The sequence below is a fragment of the Bacteroides cellulosilyticus genome (assembly GCF_020091405.1).
Taxonomy (GTDB): Bacteria; Bacteroidota; Bacteroidia; order Bacteroidales; family Bacteroidaceae; genus Bacteroides.
On sequence record NZ_CP081903.1, the window covers coordinates 1,348,386 to 1,369,886 of the forward strand.

Consider the following 21,501-nt stretch of genomic DNA (forward strand, 5'->3'; position numbering starts at 1 on the left):
AATTCTTTTTCTTTTCTTTTTTTATAGGAGAAATAGAAAATAAAAAACCTTACTGATAATCAACACATTGATTGTATTTATTTTCCATTTTATTTCTCATTTATTTTTTTTGCCACTTATTACTTCAATATATAGCCTCTATTCTTATTGAATCCTTCTGTTGCTAATTCCACATCCACCATCGAATAAACCATCTTCCTCAACTCCTGTAAATCGACTCCCGGCAACCGACCCGCAATCTCCGAAATCTTACTTTTAGGATGTGCTCTCAAGTCTTCCATAATTAGAGTTCTCAACACATAAGGTTCTACTGTTTTCAGAGTTGTCTTCAAATTTACCTTTGCGTTCTTTATCAACTGGGGATTCACAAAAAACTGAGTACCTTTCTTCGCACCATTCCTTCCGATAATATTATCTTTCAACAACTTATCCGTATAGCTGCGCAAACGGTCTTCTTCTTGAAGCTGAAGTTACGAATATCATTCGCCAACTGCCGCAAAGCATCCAAAGCAACCCCATCAAGCAGGTATTTGGTCCTCACCAATTCCCACTGATAAGCGCCCTTCTCTTCGCCCAAACGCTGCAAGTCCTCGCTACGCACCGGTTCACATTTATCGGCCACCCGAATGTAAATACGTCCGTCCGAGGTAGTAGCTACAGAATGCATAGAAGGTGAAACAGAAACAATAAAGTATTGGCTGCCGGTATCATCAGTACATATTTCAGAAGCTACAAGGCCGACGTTGAAACAGAGGCTACGCAATTTAGTCACTGCCTCATTCACTTCGTCGGACGTGACATGCTGTCCCGGCAAAGGGGCTTTCTTCTTGTCATCGTAGCCTATAAAGATTCTTCCGCCTTGTGCATTTGCCAAAGCAACACAGGTCACGGACAAGTCTTTGAATCCTTTATCTCCTGTTCTAATTTTCAGAAGACTCTTATATTCGGTTGTCTGCTTCTCGCAATCCATGTCTCCATATTTTGGTTCTATTGAGCAAAGATAGTACAAACTGATGAACCCTATCTATTTTTCACTTAATTTCTTTCCTCCCTTCATCATTCCATCCTTCTCCGCTTGCTCATGTTGAAAAGAAACTCTGCCTTTGCGGCTCACATGCAATCACATATCATGATAAAGACTGCACAAGGAATATTTCCCCATGCAGTCTTTATCCCCAATGAGGCTTAGTTTTTTTACTTAAGATTCTTGTAGTTCCTGATGTACAATGACTTCATACCACAACTTTTTGTTTTCTGCAAAATAACTAATTTATTTTGAGATAATCCCTATAAGTTAATTCTTTTCACAAACACTTCTGTCCTTACATCCCGCCTCCAATATCATTTAATCCATAACAATAAAGGTGTACTGAAAGTAACTAACCTGTAACTTCCAGCACACCTTTATTCTATAAAGACAGCAAAATACTTCGCTTATAACATCACTATTGCACCACCCTTATAAATTGAGCCGAAGCCTTAAATGAAGGAAAAATAGACATAGAGACCTGCACTACGGCATTACATGGCTGACCGCCCTTCGTTGCCGGAAGCCATCCTTCCAGCATATTCACCAGGCGCATCACTTCTTTATCAACACGCTCATTACAACGCCTTTTGTAATTTGCACCGGTAACTGTGCCATCGGACGTCACAATGAACTCAACGGTAGTAGTACCATATCCTGCCGTTTCAATCGCAATCTGAGGTTTACGCATATTCTCCTGTAAGAAAGTATACAGAATCCTAGTCCCTCCCGGATATTTGGGAGCAGTCACTACACGCGCGGCACGTTCAGCAGCCATTTCTGCCTCTGCCGCTTCCACTGCCGCTATTGAATCCACTATGCGTATCGAATCATAATAGGCTCTGTCAGCATCCTTCTGCTGAATGTTGCCTATAGTCTTGGTTTCCTTCTCTTCTTTGGGTATGCTCAACATCTCATCATGAATATAAAATCCTTGAAAACCCGCAGGAGTATATCCCGCAAAAGCGGAAACAATCTCAAAACTAAACTTCTGTCCTGCTTTCACCTTAGGGAAATAATACGCGCCTGCCACTGTCGTCTTATTACCTGTACTTATATAATAAAAATTAATGCTTCTACTTATCGTAAAGTCGTGATTGGCTATTCCCAGTACTCTGAATTTATAACCTCCGTTTCCCCGACCCGTACAAAGAACTCCCTGCACATCCCAATAATACTTCACCTCTTCCGACACAGCAAAAGGTACTTTCATTGGATAACTTTTAGGCGGCCACGAAAACTTCTGGGCAGAAGCCGCAACCACTAATAAACTCATTGTAAGTAAAACAAATAACTTTCTCATAATCATATTTCTTTTGCGTAAATATAACATTCTATACCATCCACTCTTTATCCCTACCTTACTACATGGAAGTCATCGTTTGTTCCTTGATAACACATGCCTTTTCTCCTGAATCCGGCACCACTTTGATAATGTTACTTATCTTCATTGTCTTCTTTTGTGAGTCATAAGTTAGAAGCGCTTGATAAGCAGTGTCACATCCAAACTCTTCTTCGCCATAAGGCCCATAAGTTTTGAACTTAATGACAGCGTAATTCCCTCCCATACGCACATAATAGATATAGTAGGAGCCCAATGTCATCGGTTGCCCTTCTGGTAATCGAACCTTATATTGAAATGTACCTAGCATATTATTGGCAAAATTATCTTTAATAGAATGATTTTTGAAATCCAAATCCATATAAAGATATTCAGTACTGCCATCTGCCTTATTATTGCTTCCACCCCAAGAACCTACAAATTTAGAAGATACCCAGGTAGGAAACAGATCAGGAGATTTGCTATAATAATAGGTACGTGTGGTAATATCTTTATTGTTGCGTATTTTTTTCGTCCAATTACCATGACTATCATACACATATTTATAGGTAGATTTACCCAAAGAAGAATCATCTTCTGTTATTACATTGTCATTTTCATCATAGGTATAATACGTGCTGCTTGTAGAAGTTTTCTTTTCAATTAAGCGTCCCTTATCATCAAATTTATAGTAAGTAATCCCTTCATATTCTCCTTCAACAGATATATTTTTCCCTTCATTGTCATACATATAAACATCCCCCTTATCATCCAAAGAGCTTTGCACCGTAGTCATAGAAGGATAATTGCCATACTTATAAGTAATAATTTGATTGTTAGTCGTTTTTTCTTTAATCAGGCGTCCCTTTGTATCATAATAAAAGTATCCTGTATATTTAAAATTTCTCCACCATCTGATTACATTCGTTGATTTTCCATCTGCTCCATATATATATTCATATTTTATCATATTACTTTCCGGAAGTTCACGTATAGCATCTTCATTCGGGAAATTGGCTAAATCCCCACCATTCATTACTTGTTGGCGTCCAACCTGTCTACCCAATTTATCAAATTGATAAACGTCATACAGTTTCTCAATGCCACGTTCATCTTCAGCCATAAATGCAGTGAGTCTTCCCGCCTGATCATATTGATAGTAGGCAACAGGAGCATCAATAAATTGACTACCTTTCTCAATGATAAAGCGCACATCTCCTTTTAAATTCATGCGTTGCGCATCTGTTTTGTTACTATATTGGCTGTTATCGGGATATTCTCCAAAATAACGCCTATTATCTACCGGATGCGGATTATTGCCATATTGACCGAATATGGGAGATAAACTTCCCAACAGCATAAAAACCACTAAATAAATTTGTTTCATATACATCATTTTGTTTTTTGTTCTTTATGGATTTCCTCATTCCCTACTTCTGTTTCATAATAAGAAATAATACGTCTATCTTCCGTATAAGTCTTCCCTTCCGCATCTTTCCGTATAATAATGAAATCACCCAAGAGCTTGCGGAGTTCTGAGCAATAAAGCTTTAAAACAACCCAGTTGTCATGCTCATCGTATTCATAAGAATAGTCAATCTGGCAATCCCACGTTTTTCCGGAAGGATATTCCACACTATGAATCAAGTATTGCTCCACATCCTCTTTATCATTATAAGAGACATTATAAGTATTGACTATTGAATCAATCTTGTTTTTATAATATCGGGAATCCGGATAGTATATCTTAGTAAATCTCTTACATAATTCCGTCATAGGACATTCTGTCTGGAAATGCATACGTGTGTTTCCATCCATCATCCGGTATCCTTCCGGTTTATCATATGTATCGAACACCAACTTCTTATTATCACGAATACCCGAAAAGAAGTACAATGCTACTTCACTTTCCTTTTTACATTCTGTATTAACCACATAACAGGATCTATCCTCACCAGTATATTGATAAGTATGGATGTAATCATCTGCTCTACATTCTATCAACCGATTCCATTCATCATAAGCATACACTTCTGCCTTCCACTTATTCCTTGCATTATAAAGCTTTGTCAGTCTACCTTCATCATCGTATTCCCGCTTGTATTCATCTCCAAAACGATGACTTGAATCAAACCACAAGCCTCGAGACGTCAAATTCCCGTCTTCATTAAATTTCTGAACCATTTCTGCAGCAGACGTTGTTTTCATTTCTTTTACCGTCCCCCGCAGTCCAAGCCTTACCAGATCACTCGGATAATCTACAAAATTTAACATAAAAGATTCTCCAACGTAAGGAGTAGTAGATAAATACACATATACTGGTGTATATTTTTTCTCAGTAAACGTTCCGGTTCCATTACAACCACATAAAACAGCAGGCAACATAAATATTATGCTCCCCAGAAATGAGCATGAGAAGAGATTCTTTTTCATATCTATAACTCTAATTTATAATATATTGATTACTTATCAATTCTGTTCTTCTAATTTCCCATCATCATTTCTCTTATATTCTTTCCCATTTTCGCCTTTAAGGAGACTTTTGTCTTTAAAGAAACTAATATCTTTCGCCTTTACATCGCCACCAAAAGGACCGGCACCTTTGATTATCGCATCACAATCTTCCTCCTGAGAGTCATTGCTATTATCAGAAGATTCAGGCAAAGTATTACCCGAACTCTCACTTACCTTCCGAGGAGCTAATACGAATGCAATGATAGCACAGACAATCATGGCAACTATTACCACTGCCATTGATGATATCAGCAATACTATCCCTGCCGCAAAGAATACCGGATATAGCAACAATATCGCAATCCGATAAATCCCTTTTACAGAAACAGCCAATATAATCATCTGCACAATAAATAATAGACCTACAGCCACTACCAATAATGCCATTATAAACCCAAATAGTCCGTCCTGGTACATTAATGAGGGGAAAAAGCGTTCTGCAAGAATGTCAAATAGCATATTCCCTGTAAACATGTGAATTGCAAGAAGCATTACGGCAATCACAGCAGCAATGGTTGTGGGAGTTTTGCTAAAATAACCAAAGCCCTCATAAAGCCACAATAAAATACTGAACAAACCAAACAGGAAGCTTCCTGTTACCAGAATAACAGCCCCGTAAAGTTTCAGAACACTCATCAAACCCGACTCTCCTAAATCCAGTTTTCCTTCGTTGCAGAATATATTGCAGACCAGAAACAATATTAAAACACTCATTGCTAACAATTCAATGACAGGCAACCAAAAACGTATTGCTCCCTCAACATCCAGCACATTCAGTAGAATCAAGGATACAACCAAAAGAATGGCCAAAACAAAAATCCACATACCTACCTTTGCAAACAAAAAAGAATCGTTAGCAGAAAGTTCTTCCAAAACCGGTGCTCCATTTTTGTTGGGTAAAGGTGCTCCCCCGTCCATTATCAGAGTCCCGTCTTTCCAATTATAATTAAAATGAACTTGCATCGGCTTATCCTCCGGATAATCGGGAAAAACAGCCATTACGATTGCCCCCAAAGCATTGGAAGAAACCACCGAAGTAATCAGTTTGTGACTAATGTCCACATCTGTGTCATAAACAATGTACCCGTAACAAGACTGACCGTTCAATGGATACTCATCCGGTGCCTTTATTTCCTGATACAAGCTAAGTTTCACATATTCGCTTGTACCCTCATTGTCCATCATTTCCCATTCCCCAACAAACGGTCTAAGACCGGATACGTATTTGAAAACATCATCTTTACCATAAGTAATCTCGTTTGTTTTCGGATTAAAAGTAAGCGTATCTTCATAAAGTTGCAAATCGTAAGTCCCTAATGACACCAGTCGATACTTATTATTGCCTATGTAGGAAACCGAATCTATATAATAACGATAAATGCGGGACATAGTGGAAAAATCCATAAAACCATAACTTTTCTTCCCGCTCGGCAGTTCTTCCATTTCCGTATCAAAAGTACGTTCCGAGAAATCCAACTCCATACAGTAAATAAGGTTATCCACTCCATACTCCTGCCCCATCAGACTTGGATCCTTTCCCACAAACATCTCCCAACGACCTTTCAGTGAAGGTTTCTCTTTGCTACACCCTGATATTCCGAGCAATAGAAATACAACGATCCCTAATGAGAGTATCCACTTTCTCCGATTCAAACTTTGAATTGCATTCATCCCTTTTATCGTTTAATGATTAATGTACGCAGATCATTTCAAATTCACGCGTTGCGCATCCGTATTTTCCCCTTTTTCACGATCTATTCATGTTTTATTGGAGCCTAAACATCAACGGCATAGTGTATTGAACCCTCACGGCTTTGCCTCCCTTCATACCGGGTTTCCAGCGAGGCATAACGCTGACTATCCGCAAAGCTTCCTGATCAAGAGCAGGACTAACACTACGAGTTACTTTAGCATCACAAATAGAACCGTCGCGTCCGACCACAAACTGCACAACAACCCTTCCCTGTGTCCCGGACTCCTGCTCCTCCTTCGGGTATTTCATATTACTACTTAGGAAACGCATCAAAGCCACTTGCCCACCGGGGAATGAGGGCATTTCCTCCGCATCATCACATATTTTATCAGAATCAACTTCTATCTGTACAGGGACATATTTTATTTCAACCGGTTTGTCCTCCACAATAGCAAGCGTTTCCGGTGGCGGTGGTACCGACGAATTATCAGAAGAGAAATTCCTAATCCCCAAGTCCTCTATGTTCTGTGGATAAACCTGACTAATGGCTTTTTGCTCCTGATAAGAGCATTTGGAAAAATCTTTCCCAAACTTTTCATTAGCCAATTCCCCGCGCAGCTCCTTATAGGCTGCACGAATAGCAGCCATCACTGCCTGATGATCAGCTTCGGTAGTCTTAGCATTCCTGGACACGGTAACTTTATGATTGGAAGTAACCATTATTTCATCAAAGTAAGGGATACGCTTCTTCTGCTTTTCCGGCAGATTCTCATCATTATAAGGATTAGCAACAAATTCCTTCACCTTTTCTGTCAGTTGCCCGAGATTTCCTATATAATCATCCCCAGCCATCACCTCACCTGCCATATTAATCATTACCGCCAACACATTACGCCCATCTACTTGATTGGCTACCGCAGGCAACGTAGATGTTTCTTCTCTTTTCAAAGCCACTTCCTCTTTAGGAATCCTCAACAATTCATCATGGATATAAAACCCGTTGAAGCCTGCCGGAGTATACCCGGAGAAAGCGGAAACAATCTCAAAACTAAACTTCTGTCCTGCTTTCACCTTAGGGAAATAATACGCGCCTGCCACTGTCATCTTATTCCCTGTACTTATATAATAAAAATTAATGCTTCTACTTGCCGTAAAGTCGTGATTGGCTGTTCCCAATATCCTGAACTTATAGCCTCCGTTTCCACGGCCCGTACAAAGAACTCCCTGCACATCCCAATAATACTTCACCTCTTCCGACACAGTAAAAGGCACTTTCACTGGATAACTCTTAGGTGGCCACGAAAGTTTCTGGGCAGAAGCCGTAACTACCAGCAAACTCATTGTAAGTAAAACAAATAACTTTCTCATGATCCTATCTCTTTGGTACTTCTGTTACATAATAAGATTCCCGACTTTCATACAGTCTATCTTAATTAAGATTTTTCATCTCATCTTCTTCTACTATCGTAAGTTATTCCCCTCCTGATTCAAACTCAGCACATAAGTTCCCTGTTGATCTATATCTACTGAGAGGCTCCGGTTCGAAGAATCATACACCAGCGTTATCTTTTGCCGATTACCATGTTTCGCCTGTACTACCGCTTTCCTACCTTCCAACGAAAGAATAGAATCGATCTCATATTCATGCCAGTCATCATTCACCCACGAAGTTATCTTACCATAATCATCATCAATATCCCGATTATATAAACTCAAGGAACAATTTACCTCCGTCCCGTCCTCCTTTTCATATTTCCACTCACCTACAAATGGGTGGTCAGCATCAGTAGAAGGCAGTATTTTGTAGTTTGTATAATTAAGTTGAACATTAAATTTCCTCTTTCCATTACTCCAATCTCCTGAGAAAAAAGAGTCACCATTATACTCCCCGTCAAACAATTTAAACGTACCAGTTTTCTTGCCGTTAACAGTTTCATCAATGATATAATCCACACCTATCTGCTTTCCCGTCAGCTGTATCGGGTTATTGATATGCTTATAAGAATAACTGCCATAAAGCGAATCTCCAATTTGCGTCAATGCCATTTGTACTTCTTTACCAGCTACCTGTCCGCTTAAAGTCATTTCCTTAATAGCCGGAATATCAACAGGCCTATCCTCTCCTCTTCTTCCTATAATATAAACCAAAGCTATAACTACCACTAATATAACCAGCCCTATCATGTAATAAAAAGAAGTTTTCCGCCTAACCGGAACTTCCGTTTTTTGTTTCTCTTCACTAACAGGCACGACCACAGTAGCCGGAATCATTTCTGAAGGCAGCAAGATCTCTGTACCGCCTTCCGGTTCCCCATCTGTAGCAGTCACAGTTAGTACAGCTTCCTGTTGACCGCGGTTGGCACGACTTCTTAACTTCCGATTCCACTCCTTACGATAAGTATACAGCAACCAGAACTCGAAAACCAAAATTAGAATGGAAATTATTATAGAAATAACTATAGTCAATTTCTCGCTCGTACCGACGCCTGAAATTATCACAGCTATTACTGCATACAATGAATAGACAATGGCCGGACGAATTAAAGGCAAATAGACTCCCCAGAACAGTGTTTGCAAAGGATACCATTTATAATACCCACAGAAAGTGCCAAGGGTATAAACGAAAAAACCTATGCCAAGGCAAGGCAGAATAAGAGGACCGAAGCCCATCTGATATTTGACACTATAGAAAATCAGATCCACTGGTGCTTGACCTGCAACAGTGGATGCTGCCCAACATAATCCTATCCCCATTGCGAGAGCAAACAAACCATTATACAAATCTAACACAACCAGCACATAATGGTAAAAAAGCCTGGAAAAAGCGAATTTCAACACCCCTATCACTAAAGTCAGCACAGGCAAGACATTCAAAATCAGCGAAACAGCATTATCGCTATGTTCCTCCAAAAAAACCGCCAATGTCTTTGTTTCAGCAACTTGTCTGTTCACCACCACCTCCACAAAAGGAGCACAAAAAATCATGGCGTAAAATAAAACTGATAAAATGATATCATAAATACCATTTTCCCTATGTTTTTCATTCGAATACATATCCATACCAATTAGTTATTACTCGCCTATATTTCCAACCAACCTCCCTTAATAGCCTTTATCAACATATCAGATGCATTCTTGGCTTCCAGCTTAAGCATGATCTGCTTACGGTGAAACTCCACTGTATTGACTGATATATACAGCGTTTCTGCTATCTCATTGCTCTTCAGACCTTCGGATATGCATTTCAGCACCTCCAGTTCGCGTTTGCTGAGAACCTGTGACATTTCAGGAGGAAGCTTCTTCCGGGATTTCTGGAAGTGTGGACAGTAGTATTTACGACCTGCCAAAACCGATTGAATCGCCTCTTGCAGGTTCTCCGGATCAGACTGTTTAAGAATCACTGCATCTACATCCGCCTTTACCATCCGACGGACCACCCACACCTCACTATGCATCGTCTCAATAATAATACGCATACCCGGATAGAGCAAACGTATCTGTTCTATCAGCTCAAAACCCGACATGTCCGGCAATTCTATGTCGACCATGCAAATACTGATATCGTGGGATTTAAGAAGTTCCAAAGCTTTCGCAGCACTGTCAGCCGCATATATCTCACCTATTTCCGGACAGACTTCAAGAATGTTACGGATGCCCGCCAATACAATAGGGTGATCATCTATAAGAAGAAGATGGTATTTCGATGTATCCGATGGAAGTTGCACCATATTTCTTTTATTTATATGCTTGTGGTCAGATATTAGTCCTCCCTGTTATCATGTTTACTATTTTGTGCAAAGGAAGGGTATTTTTAGTTTAAATCTACTATTGTTTTCCGTAGTTTTTCAACAGGCAGTATGTAAATGCAATGGTATACTTTCCATACATGAAAGCTATTATGGAATAAATCTTTATTTAATAGGAGCCGTAACCGTAACGCACACACCGGTCTCATCAGCAGCCACATGAAGCGTACCATTCATACATCTGACCCTATCTTCCATCGTGCGCATCCCGATGCCCTTGGAAGAAGAGCGCTTCATGACTCCATTACTGAATATCTCCAACCGCACATGCGCCCCATCCATCAACAGTGAAATGGAGATCTGTGTGCCGGAAGAATATTTGAGAATATTATTCATGCTTTCCTGTACAATACGATACAATTCATAGGCCACATTGTAGGATACCAGACTCCAATCGGACGTAGAGGCATCGAATGAAAGATGCATGGATGAAGGAATATTCAGATGATCGATATAGTCTGTTATAATTTCATCAATAGTGGCATCAGAAAATACAGGAGGCATCAGTTCATGCGAGATACTACGGATATTTGCACGGCTCCGTCCCAGTTTGTCCAGCAACTCACATTTATCCTCTTCTCTATTAAATCCCGATTTAAGTTCCATTTCCAGTCCCAGAAGTTCATTGCAAACCCCATCGTGCAGCTCGCGTGCCAGACGGGCGCGCTCGTTCTCCATTCCGTCAATATATTTACGGCTGAGCTGCAACTTGCGTTTATACAAGAGGACGATCAAGAGGATAATCATAAAGCTGATAAAAGCTATAAACCAAATTGTGAGCCGAAGACTGCGAAGTTCTTCCTGCTGTTGTAATTCTTTCAGACGCTTAATTTCAAGTTCTTTCTTCTGAGTATCATAGCGCACTTGCAGCTCGCTCATTTGCTTCTCCACCTCCTGCGCAGCCAGGGAATCACGCAATTCGAGAGCTTGCTCCATATATCTGTAGGCCTCATCAGGCTGTTGCAGGTTATGATAGCATTCGGCCATACGGCTGTACCACACGTAGGGAGCGGTAGGCGAATTCGCACTTATCAATCCCGTCAACTTTCGATAAAAATCCAAACTTTCCCGATATTTCTTTTCCTTTAGTAAGAGCTGGGCTTTTGTCTCATAAATACCGATAGCTTCATGGCTCGTTTCTGGTAATTCATCCAGAAAGCGGTCACATACATTCAGATAGTAACGCACCGAATCATCTTGTGCAGTAGCCTGAAAAGCGGGTAATAGCGCTGACAATACTTTTAACCGGAAACGCGGTGATTGTTGCTGGGAAGCTATTCCATAAGCCTTATGCAGATAATTGATCGCTTGATCGTATTCCCCTGTCTTTACCAACAGAGAACCGCAGATGTAGTAAGCCTGCAACCAGTCCAAAGCATCTTCTTCTTTCAGAGCATACGTAATGGCTTCCTGTGCATGTTCCCTCGCGTTTTCCAGTTGTTTGAAAGAGATATACATCACGGCAATATTGGCATGCAAATTGGATACAGCGCTATAGTCCTTGCTTTTCATGGCTGCCTCAAGCCCTTTGCTGTAATAGTAAAGAGCAGAATCCGGAAGGTTTATTCTACGGTAGGCGACGCCCAACGAACTGCAATTGGTCAGATAAGCTTCGCTATCACCGGATTTAGAGGTGGCATCCAAAGCTGTCAGATAGTGTGATGTTGCTTCCCGGATATCCCCCTCAATCATATAGCAACTTGCCAAATCGGTAAGTAACCGTCCACGGATACTATCAAGTGCTGTATTCCCTTCACAATATTTCAGTCCTTCCAGTAAATAAGGTCTTGCCGAATCGGTCTGAGCTATTCCATTGTAGGATTGCCCCAACGACAAACAGGTGATAGCCACCTTTTCGTTTTCTCCACTCTCACGATATAGTTCTAAGGCTTTTGCCAGTTTATAGGTACAACTATCTATTTCTTCATTTTCATAATGTGCACAAGCTTCCTCGTAAAGACTATCGGCTTCACTGTTAATTTGCAGATCCAAGGTAGCGGGTTTCGTACACCCTGCCAGAACAAACATCAATAAAAGTAGTAATTTCATCTTCATCACAATTTACCATACACTATAAACTCCCATTCAACATAATGATAATGCCATATGGAATTTCATCTTCCAGTCAGCTGAAATTGTGACAAAGTTAAGACTCTTCATTTAAAATGAAAATTATCCGGTATATTTTTATCCGGCATTTTTACCACATATCACTTATTTTCAAACTTACTAATCACTATTTTAGATTTATCCTTTACCTGTTGGCAGAATTAATTTATTTCGATACAGTAATGAGGTTTCACCACAGAGTAACACTGAGTTTCACATGCCACGTAACCATCTGTGTGACAACGCACTTGGTGTTTCAACACGATCAGTCGTTGTGAAACACGAATTCAGTCGTAATGGGAAGTACTTTCAGTCGTAATGGGAAATACCTTCAGTCCTAGTGGGAAATACCTTCAGTCGTAGTGGGAAGACGACACACTGATTGCTTATCCGGGCCTTTGTTGCAGCGGAAATGACGAAAGTGTAGCCAACAACGTATGTCTGCCGCTTACCGCTTCATAAACTCTTTCCGTTCTTCTTCCGGAAATTTCTCTATTGCATAACGCAACATTGTACGTGGCATCACTTTACAATGTTTTTCAAGAAACTGCATCAACAAGTCTTTGTTCCGTTTTCCCATTTCCCGTAACATCCATCCCACGGCTTTCTGCATCAGGTCATGACGAGTGTAAAGGAGATGCTCTGAGAGGGCTAAAATATCGATGAAATCGTCGTTTTTAATCAATGTATAAGTAGAAACCACTGCTATGCGCTGGTCCCAAAGCAATTCATTACCGGCCAAGCGATAAAGAACATCACGAGGTTTATCCTTCAGATATTCGCCCACAATACCCGGAGCAGATAAGTCTACCAAATCCCAGTTATTGATACGGGAAGTCTGCGACAAATAGAAGTCGAATATTTCTTTTTTCCCCTTTTCATCGCACTTTTTAAAGCGTTCCACCAGCATCAGTAAGGCACACAAGCGACATTCGTGCCATTCGCTTTGCAATAGTTCTGCCATTACCTCAAACGGCACATCCTTATGCCGCTTCGCTACCATACGGGTGTTGGGAACGACAATACCGAGAAACTTGTCACCTTCTCCGTATTGTCCTTTCCCGGTTTTAAAGAAGTTGGGAAGATACTCCCGTTTCACCGGGTCAATGTACTGTTCCAGCTCCTGCTGTATTTCCTTTGTTTTCTGCATAATTTCATTGTATCATAATTTCTACTAGAGGCATAACTCCGGATAACATCAGGAAAGCCGTACTCCATGCTTATTCATTTGATAACACTTATAACTAAGATGTGCCAAATATAAAGCTTTTCCCACGAATGATTCATCTCCACAGGGAGATTTTTATATTTCTGCTAATACCTTTTACAGACCCGGCCAATACTTTTAATAGAAGTTTGAAGGCATCATATCCCACACCGTCACACTCTTAAACCTGGCACTTCCACCCTCTCCAAATAAAGAGATATTCTTCTCGTTCGATTCCGAGAAGAAAGCGTTGGTACGCACCAAAGCCTGCCTTTCATTGGCATAGACTTCTACAATACACTTGTCTATCAGGATATCCAATACCAGCTTTTCACCTTTTTGCAATTCGAATGGCGCTTCCTCAATCTTTTTAAACTCTACTCCAAGCGGCGTGACAGGCGCCATCCCGATGGCATTCAGACGTGACATATCAAGCACAAGTTTCTTACCGGCAACGTCATAATAGACCTCGCCATATTCCTTTCCATCCTGACTCTCAAGTATTCTTACACCACATTTGGTTGCTTCCCGAGGGTCTATTTCCACCACGATCTCTTTGACATCACCAGTGGCACCGGTCAGCGGGGTTACTTTCGATATATTCTGTGCAGCATACAATTTCTCGTTATATCGCAAAGAGCGCAACTCACTGACAGGACGCATCCCGAGTGTATGATCCTTTCTCATGAACAGCTCACGGGGAAGGCTCATCATGCCACTCCAGCCACTTTTCTGTACAACCTCCTGACTTCTGGCATCAAATAGCCATGCCCACATCACCCTACGCCCATCAGGAGTCAACAAGGACTCCGGTGCAAAGAACGTGTTGTCTGCAAATGACATACAGGCATGATTCTCCGGATAAAACTTTTCATCTTTCCATGTGCCAACGTAATAACGGCAACCCAAATGATGGCTGATACACAACAATACTTTCTTTCCGCCCAAAGTGAAAAAGTCGGGACAAGAAACATCTTCATTCTTTGAAACATCCGACAGATATGTACCAAACAAATCACCTACATAGTTCCACTTATCCAATTCCACAGCCTTAAACACAGCCGGACGTTTTCCACCGAAAATAGCATAATATGTATCTCCTTCTACCCAACCATGAGGGTCCCACGAAGCATACGGTGCACCCCCTTCGGAGTCTCTGTCCGCCTCATTGGCAATAGCCGGACGATCTTTCGGATCGGGTACAACCGGATTGGAAGGCAACTGCCTCCACTGGTCCAGCAGCGGATCACTGCTCAACGAAATGCTATTCCCCTGCCCTACACCATGATAAAGCATCGTAGCCTCTCCTTTCTTATTCACAAAACAATTGCCGCTGAAAATACCTTCTATCTTCGATTCATGAGTCGGATACAAAGCTTTGGGATGTTCTCTCCAATGTATCATATCCAAGCTGGATAAATGGGCAAAAACATGCACACCACGATCCTGGAAAATATGAAACATATGATAGCGTCCTCCCCAATATATGCACCCGTTAGGATCGGAAGGAACAGCGTAATCTTCCGGAATGGCAAAATGATAGACCGGACGATATGGGTCTGCCAGCAGTTTATTCCGGAACTCCCGGATGGCAGCCACATCATATCCCGAAGGGAAATTATTTTGTTGGGCATAAGAAGACAAACAAAACAATATGCCCAAAACTGATAAAACAGAAATTTTCTTCATATAAGTATGTTTTTAGTTCATAGTATCTTATTCTTCCAACCTGAATAATTTCAGGTTCAATACATCCAAAGTCCCGTCATTGGCAAATATGCCCGGCAAGTAATTGCCCGAACTATACAAACTGGAATTAAAAACCAGTTCGTCGTTGATATAGAATTCAATCGTATTCCCCATCAGGAGTACACGAAAATCATATTTCCTCCCTTCTTCAAAAGTATAAGAACGGCAATTCTGGAAATCCCAGGTATGATTGGTCAGATAGACCCGGTCTTTCTTCGGCTCGATCACCAGGATATGAGACAAATCGCTCAAAGATATCTCCGCAGCAGGTCTGGCAAGTACGATTCCGAAAGAAGAACACTGGAAATCCTCTACGGTAAATGAGATTTCCATATTGGCGGAAGCTCCTTCGAATACAGCTGCCTGCCAACTGTCTTTGTCTGTCTTGCATGAAAACACTCCCTCTTTTTCTTTCCAGAGACCACCGTATGTAGGCCAGCCGAAACTATTGGCAGGCTGGTCATATATTACCGGAGAAATCTCCTGAATACGAAGTTTAGGCAGCAGGTCAGAGGCATACAAGGCTCTCAATTGCCCTTGGTTGTTCAGCCCTATATTTTTAGGCAATGACAAAACGGAAACGCCATTGTCCACATCTACATACATCAACCTCCGCTCTCCCTGATAATAGACAGTACGCATACTATAACCACTGCTCAACTGTCCGCCTATCAGAACATTGTCCTTCATATCCTCCACAAAAGGTCCTTGGGGCGAAGCAGCAGTGGCATAGATGGTTCCACGGGTAATGTACGGATCGGAAAATGCAGTCAGACTGCCATTATCCTTAGCAGTAGTCAGAGTCATGTACCAAACGCCTTCGTGCTCAAAGACATCAATCATCTCCGGCATACTGACCCCTGTCGGGTAATATACAATTCCGCGTTGCTCCCAATGAAGCAGATCGGTGGAATATGCCAAACCGATAACAGCCGTAGGAGATGTCAATCCAGACATATCGGAAGAAGAAACAAAGTAGCCATAAAAGCCTCCTCCGGACTTATCCTTAACCACCACCATATCCCGGCAGTCTACCCGGTCCCAGTTCGCATAGCTGCTGCCCGCTGATGAACTACCGGAGAAAGTTATAAACCAGCGTCCATCAGGCACAATGACAGGATTTCCTTCATATTCTGTCCAAGTATACAGGTCGTCCGATACAGCCACCCCTATGCGCTGCCCCGCCCACTTCCGCATGGTATAAAAAGTGTAATATTTTCCTTGGTGCTCTACCGTGCACCCGGTATAGCGGAAATCAGCCTCATTATCCAGATTCTTGTCATAAAGAGACAGTACTTCCGGCTTTTCATTCCAGTGCAGCAAATCACCGGAAGCGGCATGCCCGAATCCGCGCAAATTAGTATCACGAGGATAAGAAACACCATTCACTATACCCTGAAGATGGAAAAGATGGATCGAGTCTTCCTTTACAATGTACCAATTATCCCACATCATATAGTTATATGGTCGGTACTTCACTTTGTTCACCACCCGCAGTCCCGCTTCCGGGTCAGGTGCAGGATCAGGATTTTCTATCGGATTTCCTTTGGTTACTATATTGTCATCTCCACAAGATGCCAGCAGGAAACTCCCTGCCAGCAATATGTACCATAATAACAGATTCTTTATGTACTTCATATAGTTCTTATATCATTCACAAGATTCGTTTGGATCACAACGTTATACTTCCTTTCAGCAGTAAACACTCAGAGGAAGTCCCTACAAGTATTTCAAAGTCTCCTTTTTCTACTACGAAGCGTTGCTTGTCCATATCGTAATAAGAAAAGGCATCATCTTCCAATTCTATGGTGACACGTTTGGTTTCTCCTTTCTTCAGAAAGACTTTTTCATACCCTTTCAGCTCTTTATACGGACGCGGGACAGACGACTTCACATCATGCACATACACCTGGGCAACTTCCGCCGCATCCATTTTCCCCGTATTACTTATATCAAACGTTACTTTTATCCGGTTCACCCCATTCTTTTCAACAATTAGATTATCATAGGCAAAAGTGGTATATGACAACCCGTAACCAAACGGATACAAGGGTTTTATACCCGATTTATCATATCCCCGATACCCCATAAAGATACCTTCCGAATATTGTGTACGCTTATACTCGGCAAACTTCATGTTCTCATAATAGCTCTTCGAAACCGGATTATCTTCCCAACGATGCTCTATTGAAATGGGTAGCTTCCCGCTTGGCGAGATGACACCGGTCAGAATCTCAGCCACTGCACGCCCGCCTTCCTGTCCGGAATACCAAGCCATCACAATCGCTTTCACTTTATCACCCCAATCGGAAAAATCAATGCCGCCACCAGCATTTACCACTACCACAACGTTATCATGTAAGGAAGTCACTCTGCGAATCAGCTCCAACCGAGGTTTAGGCAGGGCAAAAGAACGGTCGGCTCCTTCTCCCTCAATACCACCATCTTCATCACCATTGTTAAAGCCGACACAAAGCACTACATTTTTTGCCTGAGCTAATGTCTGCTTTAACAGACTTTCATTCAGTATCCCAGTTTTCAAACCAATACGGGCATCTCCGCCATAATTATGATATTCTACACGCAACCGGTAGTTTTTACCCGCCTCCACTTCTATCACCTGTTCACGTTCCGGCAGATGGTCAGTACAGATCAGTTGATCATTGATATAAGCCCTATAGCCACCTCGCCCACACATCGTCATGCGTACAAGTCCATTGGTTGCCGGAACATACGTTGCAGTCCAGCGCACAGAAAAGCCGTCAGCCGGAAATCCTTCCAATGGTGTACCGGTTCCCCAATCATGGGCAACCTGATTTTCCAGACAAGTCGCATCAGGAGTACCTTTCAATTCTACATTCTTGAAATATTCTGCCTTGAATCCTTTTTGCTGCTTACCCTCATCTGCATAAATCGCATCCTTCAAATCATCAAACAGCAAATCATCCTTCAGCCGGATTGTATTCCGCTTTTGCAACTGCTCCAGCCCTTCGGCAATAGAGACAGTAGAAAAAGGAGATACAAAGCCGCTTCCACCACCGGTTACCAGCACTTCCGCATTAGACCCCATCACTACTGTCTTACCTTTCAGAGGTAACATGTTCCCTTCATTTTTCAGCAATACAATTCCTTCACGGGCAATATCCAAGGCGGTCTGACGCGAATGGGGATTGTCCAGAGCTATAGAAGTATCTTTAGGGTCCTTATCCAAAAAACCAAAAGCTATCAAAGTCTGCAAAATATGTTGTACTTTCAAATCAATAGTAGCTTCTGTTATCAATCCTTGCTCTATAGCCGGCATCAGGAGTTCTTCATTCAGATACTCCCCCGCAGGCATTTCCAAATCCAAACCATGATTGGCCGCTCCCACTGTAGAATACACGGAAACCCAATCCGACATCAGGATTCCTTTAAATCCCCATGTATCTCTCAGTATATCAATATTCAGCCAGCGATTTTCGCTTGCATGTACCCCATTCAGCAAATTATAACTATTCATCACAGCTCCTACATGGGCCTCTTTCACTGCTTTCCGGAAAGGTGCAAAATAAACTTCCTGCAAAGTGCGCTCATCTACTTCCGAACTGACATGGTGGCGATCCCATTCCTGGTTGTTAGCCGTAAAATGTTTGATTGTGGCAATCACACCTTCCGATTGCACTCCTAATATGTACTGTTTGGCAACTTCACCCGACAAATAAGGGTCCTCGCCAAAATACTCAAAGTTGCGCCCGCACAACGGAGAACGATAAATGTTCACCCCCGGTCCCAGCAGAATGCCTACACCTCTTGCTTTGGCATCTTGTCCCAATCCTCTGCCAAGCCTGTAGTTCAAATCACGATTCCAAGTGGCAGCAGACAGGATGCCGGATGGATACATCGTACTTTTCGTATTGTTACGGATACCCTGCGGTCCATCTGCCATAAACACCTCCGGCAATCCCAGACGGGGAACCGGGCAGATTGAAAATCCGCCCGTATAACCCGATATATACCGTAGTTTCTCTTTTAAAGTCATTTTCGCAACGATCTCCTTTGCACGTTGCTCCGCCTCGGAAGTAATAACGACCTGGGCGTTCAGAATGCCTATTCCGCATAACAGGATTCCTATGGTAAAATACCTTCTTATATTCATCTTCAGTCTCTATTTATTCAGATTATTCAAAGTATCATACTACTTGTCCCAACCCGGACTCTGAACCAGATTCGGATTATTATCCATATCTCCCTGAGGAATAGGGAACCAGTAGAACTTCTTATCAAAAACACGGTTCTGATAGGATGAACGCTTATAGAAATCCTGTGTGGTGGTGGCTTGCCTGTTCATGCCATAAAATTTAGTATTCAGCGTCTTATCCCCAATCATCCAGCGACGGATATCATTGTGACGGATTTCTGTTTCACAACACAATTCCACTCGACGTTCACGACGGATAATATCACGCATTTCTTCCTGCGTACCGGGAGCGGGAATCATTCCTTGCCCATTTCCATATTGTGGAATGCCTGCCCGTTCACGAATGAGATTCAGATATGTCAGGATATCCGGATTACCGGGATCAGACTCATTCAGAGCTTCTACATAGTTCAGATAAGCTTCACCGAGACGGTAAAGGATGGAAGGATAGTAGTTCCATTGCTCAATGACAGGATTGTTTTCCGGATGAATCAGTTTACGCATCAGATAGCAGGACTCGGGACAGTCAGGATTGTTATTCTCCGGCTGGCCGGAAAGAAAGTTCAACGGTCTTTCCAACCTGTTGTACCAACAGCCGTTGTATAATACGGAAACATAGAAGCGAGGCTCACGTTGGCAATACATTTTATATGTACCTGCATTCGTAATCATACCATGATTGTTCTCCACATCATTATTCCAGCATCCTTCGGTCCAGTTTGTGGTACGAAACTCAGGAGCAGCAGAAAAACCGGATTCACTGTAACCGCTCTGAGTGTTGATAATGGGACGCCCCACATCATTATTTTCATACCCCAGAATAGGCGGGAGCCCATTGTTCATAAAGAAAGCATCAACCAACGACTGGCTAACCCCCAGTCCGCTGCCACGGCCCACACCACGGGGTGCCGCCAGAAATGGAATAGCCCAATATGCCCAGTTGGGACGGGCAAATAAGATTTCCTTGTTTCCTTGCGATTCCTTCTTCCACATCATATTCTGGTAAGATAAGAATGGATCTATCTCTCCGTTGATATATTCCTTATAAAGTCCTCTTCCTGCTGAATGGGCGGCATCAATCAGTTCTTTAGCGGCTTTTGCTGCACGCGTCCATTTGGAGGCATCATATGTGCTGTTAAAAAGCTCAACTCCATCTTTATTTACATGCTCTTTATACTCCGCATTACCATTCACCAACGGACTGGCGGCAAATAGTAAAAGACGGGAACGGACAGCCAGACACATCAAGGAGGTAGCACGGCCAAATTTCTCAGCCTGAGGATAGACAGCCGGTAACCCCTTGGATACTTCCAGTAACTCATTATCTATCCAATTGACAATTTCGTCGAACGGAGTCTGTGTAGCCAGCAATTCATTGGCAGGTGTATCGAGCGGCCACAACTTATCAGGATTAAAAGGTACAGGACCATATTTTTCAACCAGTAATGTATAATAATAAGCTATCAGGAAACGAGCCTCCAGCTTCATATATTCCACTTCCTGACTTGTCAATAACTGAGCTTCATTAGGCTTCACATTTTGAATAAAAATCAGAGAAGAACGGATGCGTTTCGGCAATACGCTCCAATAATCACGGTCGACGGTACTTGCAGGATTCCAGTTTCCGGACTGGAAATAGATGCAAGGCCATCCCCACTGCGCCCATATTGTATTCGGGGTTACATCATCCGCCATTATTCCCTCCTGGTGGATGAACCTTTCATGGTCAGGGATACTGGAATAACATCCGGCCAGCCATTCTTCCGTATTGACCTTATTCCCAAAAACCATATCCAACGTCTCCATATCATCCGGAGACTTATCCAGAAAATCGGTACAAGAAGCTATAGACAGCAAAGCTCCCAGTAAGAAAATATATTTGAATGTTTTCATATCAT

At 42.0% G+C, this 21,501-nt stretch carries 14 protein-coding genes and 1 pseudogene; all 15 read right to left on the reverse strand.

Translation table 11 applies throughout. The features are described from left to right. Window positions 1-119: 119 nt before the first annotated feature. The gene (locus tag K6V21_RS04725) at window positions 120-422 is read right to left on the reverse strand and encodes a hypothetical protein (RefSeq protein WP_224320996.1); all 303 of its coding nucleotides are present in this window, start codon (window positions 420-422) and stop codon (window positions 120-122) included. After that, window positions 419-970: a helix-turn-helix domain-containing protein gene (locus tag K6V21_RS04730; protein ID WP_224320997.1), complete on the reverse strand. Its 552-nt coding sequence runs from the start codon at window positions 968-970 to the stop codon at window positions 419-421. The genes K6V21_RS04725 and K6V21_RS04730 overlap by 4 nt, the downstream gene beginning before the upstream one ends. Window positions 971-1,445: 475 nt before the next feature. Beyond that, a complete protein-coding gene (locus K6V21_RS04735) occupies window positions 1,446-2,330 on the reverse strand; it encodes an energy transducer TonB (protein WP_224320998.1) in 885 nt (294 codons plus the stop codon). A 61-nt stretch (window positions 2,331-2,391) separates the two neighbouring features. Next, window positions 2,392-3,735, reverse strand: coding sequence for a hypothetical protein (locus tag K6V21_RS04740; protein WP_224320999.1), 1,344 nt, complete (start codon window positions 3,733-3,735; stop codon window positions 2,392-2,394). Between the two features lie 5 nt (window positions 3,736-3,740). Next, window positions 3,741-4,556 carry a hypothetical protein gene (locus tag K6V21_RS04745; protein ID WP_224321000.1) on the reverse strand — a complete coding sequence of 272 codons (816 nt, stop codon included), beginning with the start codon at window positions 4,554-4,556 and terminating at the stop codon, window positions 3,741-3,743. Between the two features lie 261 nt (window positions 4,557-4,817). Further along, entirely contained in the window at window positions 4,818-6,533 is a 1,716-nt protein-coding gene (locus tag K6V21_RS04750; protein WP_224321001.1) for a DUF3488 domain-containing protein, read from the reverse strand. A 94-nt stretch (window positions 6,534-6,627) separates the two neighbouring features. Continuing rightward, window positions 6,628-7,035, reverse strand: a pseudogene (locus K6V21_RS26715) (energy transducer TonB); the annotation flags it as partial. Window positions 7,036-8,016: 981 nt separating this feature from the next. Beyond that, window positions 8,017-9,615, reverse strand: coding sequence for a hypothetical protein (locus tag K6V21_RS04760; protein WP_224321003.1), 1,599 nt, complete (start codon window positions 9,613-9,615; stop codon window positions 8,017-8,019). A gap of 20 nt (window positions 9,616-9,635) precedes the next feature. Further along, window positions 9,636-10,283 carry a response regulator gene (locus K6V21_RS04765; RefSeq protein WP_217712814.1) on the reverse strand — a complete coding sequence of 216 codons (648 nt, stop codon included), beginning with the start codon at window positions 10,281-10,283 and terminating at the stop codon, window positions 9,636-9,638. Between the two features lie 183 nt (window positions 10,284-10,466). After that, window positions 10,467-12,410 carry a tetratricopeptide repeat protein gene (locus K6V21_RS04770; protein WP_224321004.1) on the reverse strand — a complete coding sequence of 648 codons (1,944 nt, stop codon included), beginning with the start codon at window positions 12,408-12,410 and terminating at the stop codon, window positions 10,467-10,469. A 508-nt stretch (window positions 12,411-12,918) separates the two neighbouring features. Further along, the gene (locus tag K6V21_RS04775; protein ID WP_224321005.1) at window positions 12,919-13,620 is read right to left on the reverse strand and encodes a DNA alkylation repair protein; all 702 of its coding nucleotides are present in this window, start codon (window positions 13,618-13,620) and stop codon (window positions 12,919-12,921) included. Window positions 13,621-13,815: 195 nt separating this feature from the next. After that, entirely contained in the window at window positions 13,816-15,366 is a 1,551-nt protein-coding gene (locus K6V21_RS04780; RefSeq protein ID WP_224321006.1) for a glycoside hydrolase family 32 protein, read from the reverse strand. Between the two features lie 27 nt (window positions 15,367-15,393). Further along, window positions 15,394-17,064 carry a GH32 C-terminal domain-containing protein gene (locus K6V21_RS04785; RefSeq protein WP_217712818.1) on the reverse strand — a complete coding sequence of 557 codons (1,671 nt, stop codon included), beginning with the start codon at window positions 17,062-17,064 and terminating at the stop codon, window positions 15,394-15,396. Window positions 17,065-17,098: 34 nt separating this feature from the next. Then, window positions 17,099-19,561 (reverse strand): beta-glucosidase, encoded by a 2,463-nt coding sequence (locus K6V21_RS04790; RefSeq protein WP_224321007.1) that lies wholly within the window; start codon window positions 19,559-19,561, stop codon window positions 17,099-17,101. Between the two features lie 39 nt (window positions 19,562-19,600). Beyond that, on the reverse strand, window positions 19,601-21,496 hold the full coding sequence (locus K6V21_RS04795; RefSeq protein ID WP_224321008.1) for a RagB/SusD family nutrient uptake outer membrane protein: 1,896 nt from the start codon (window positions 21,494-21,496) through the stop codon (window positions 19,601-19,603). Window positions 21,497-21,501: the final 5 nt, after the last annotated feature.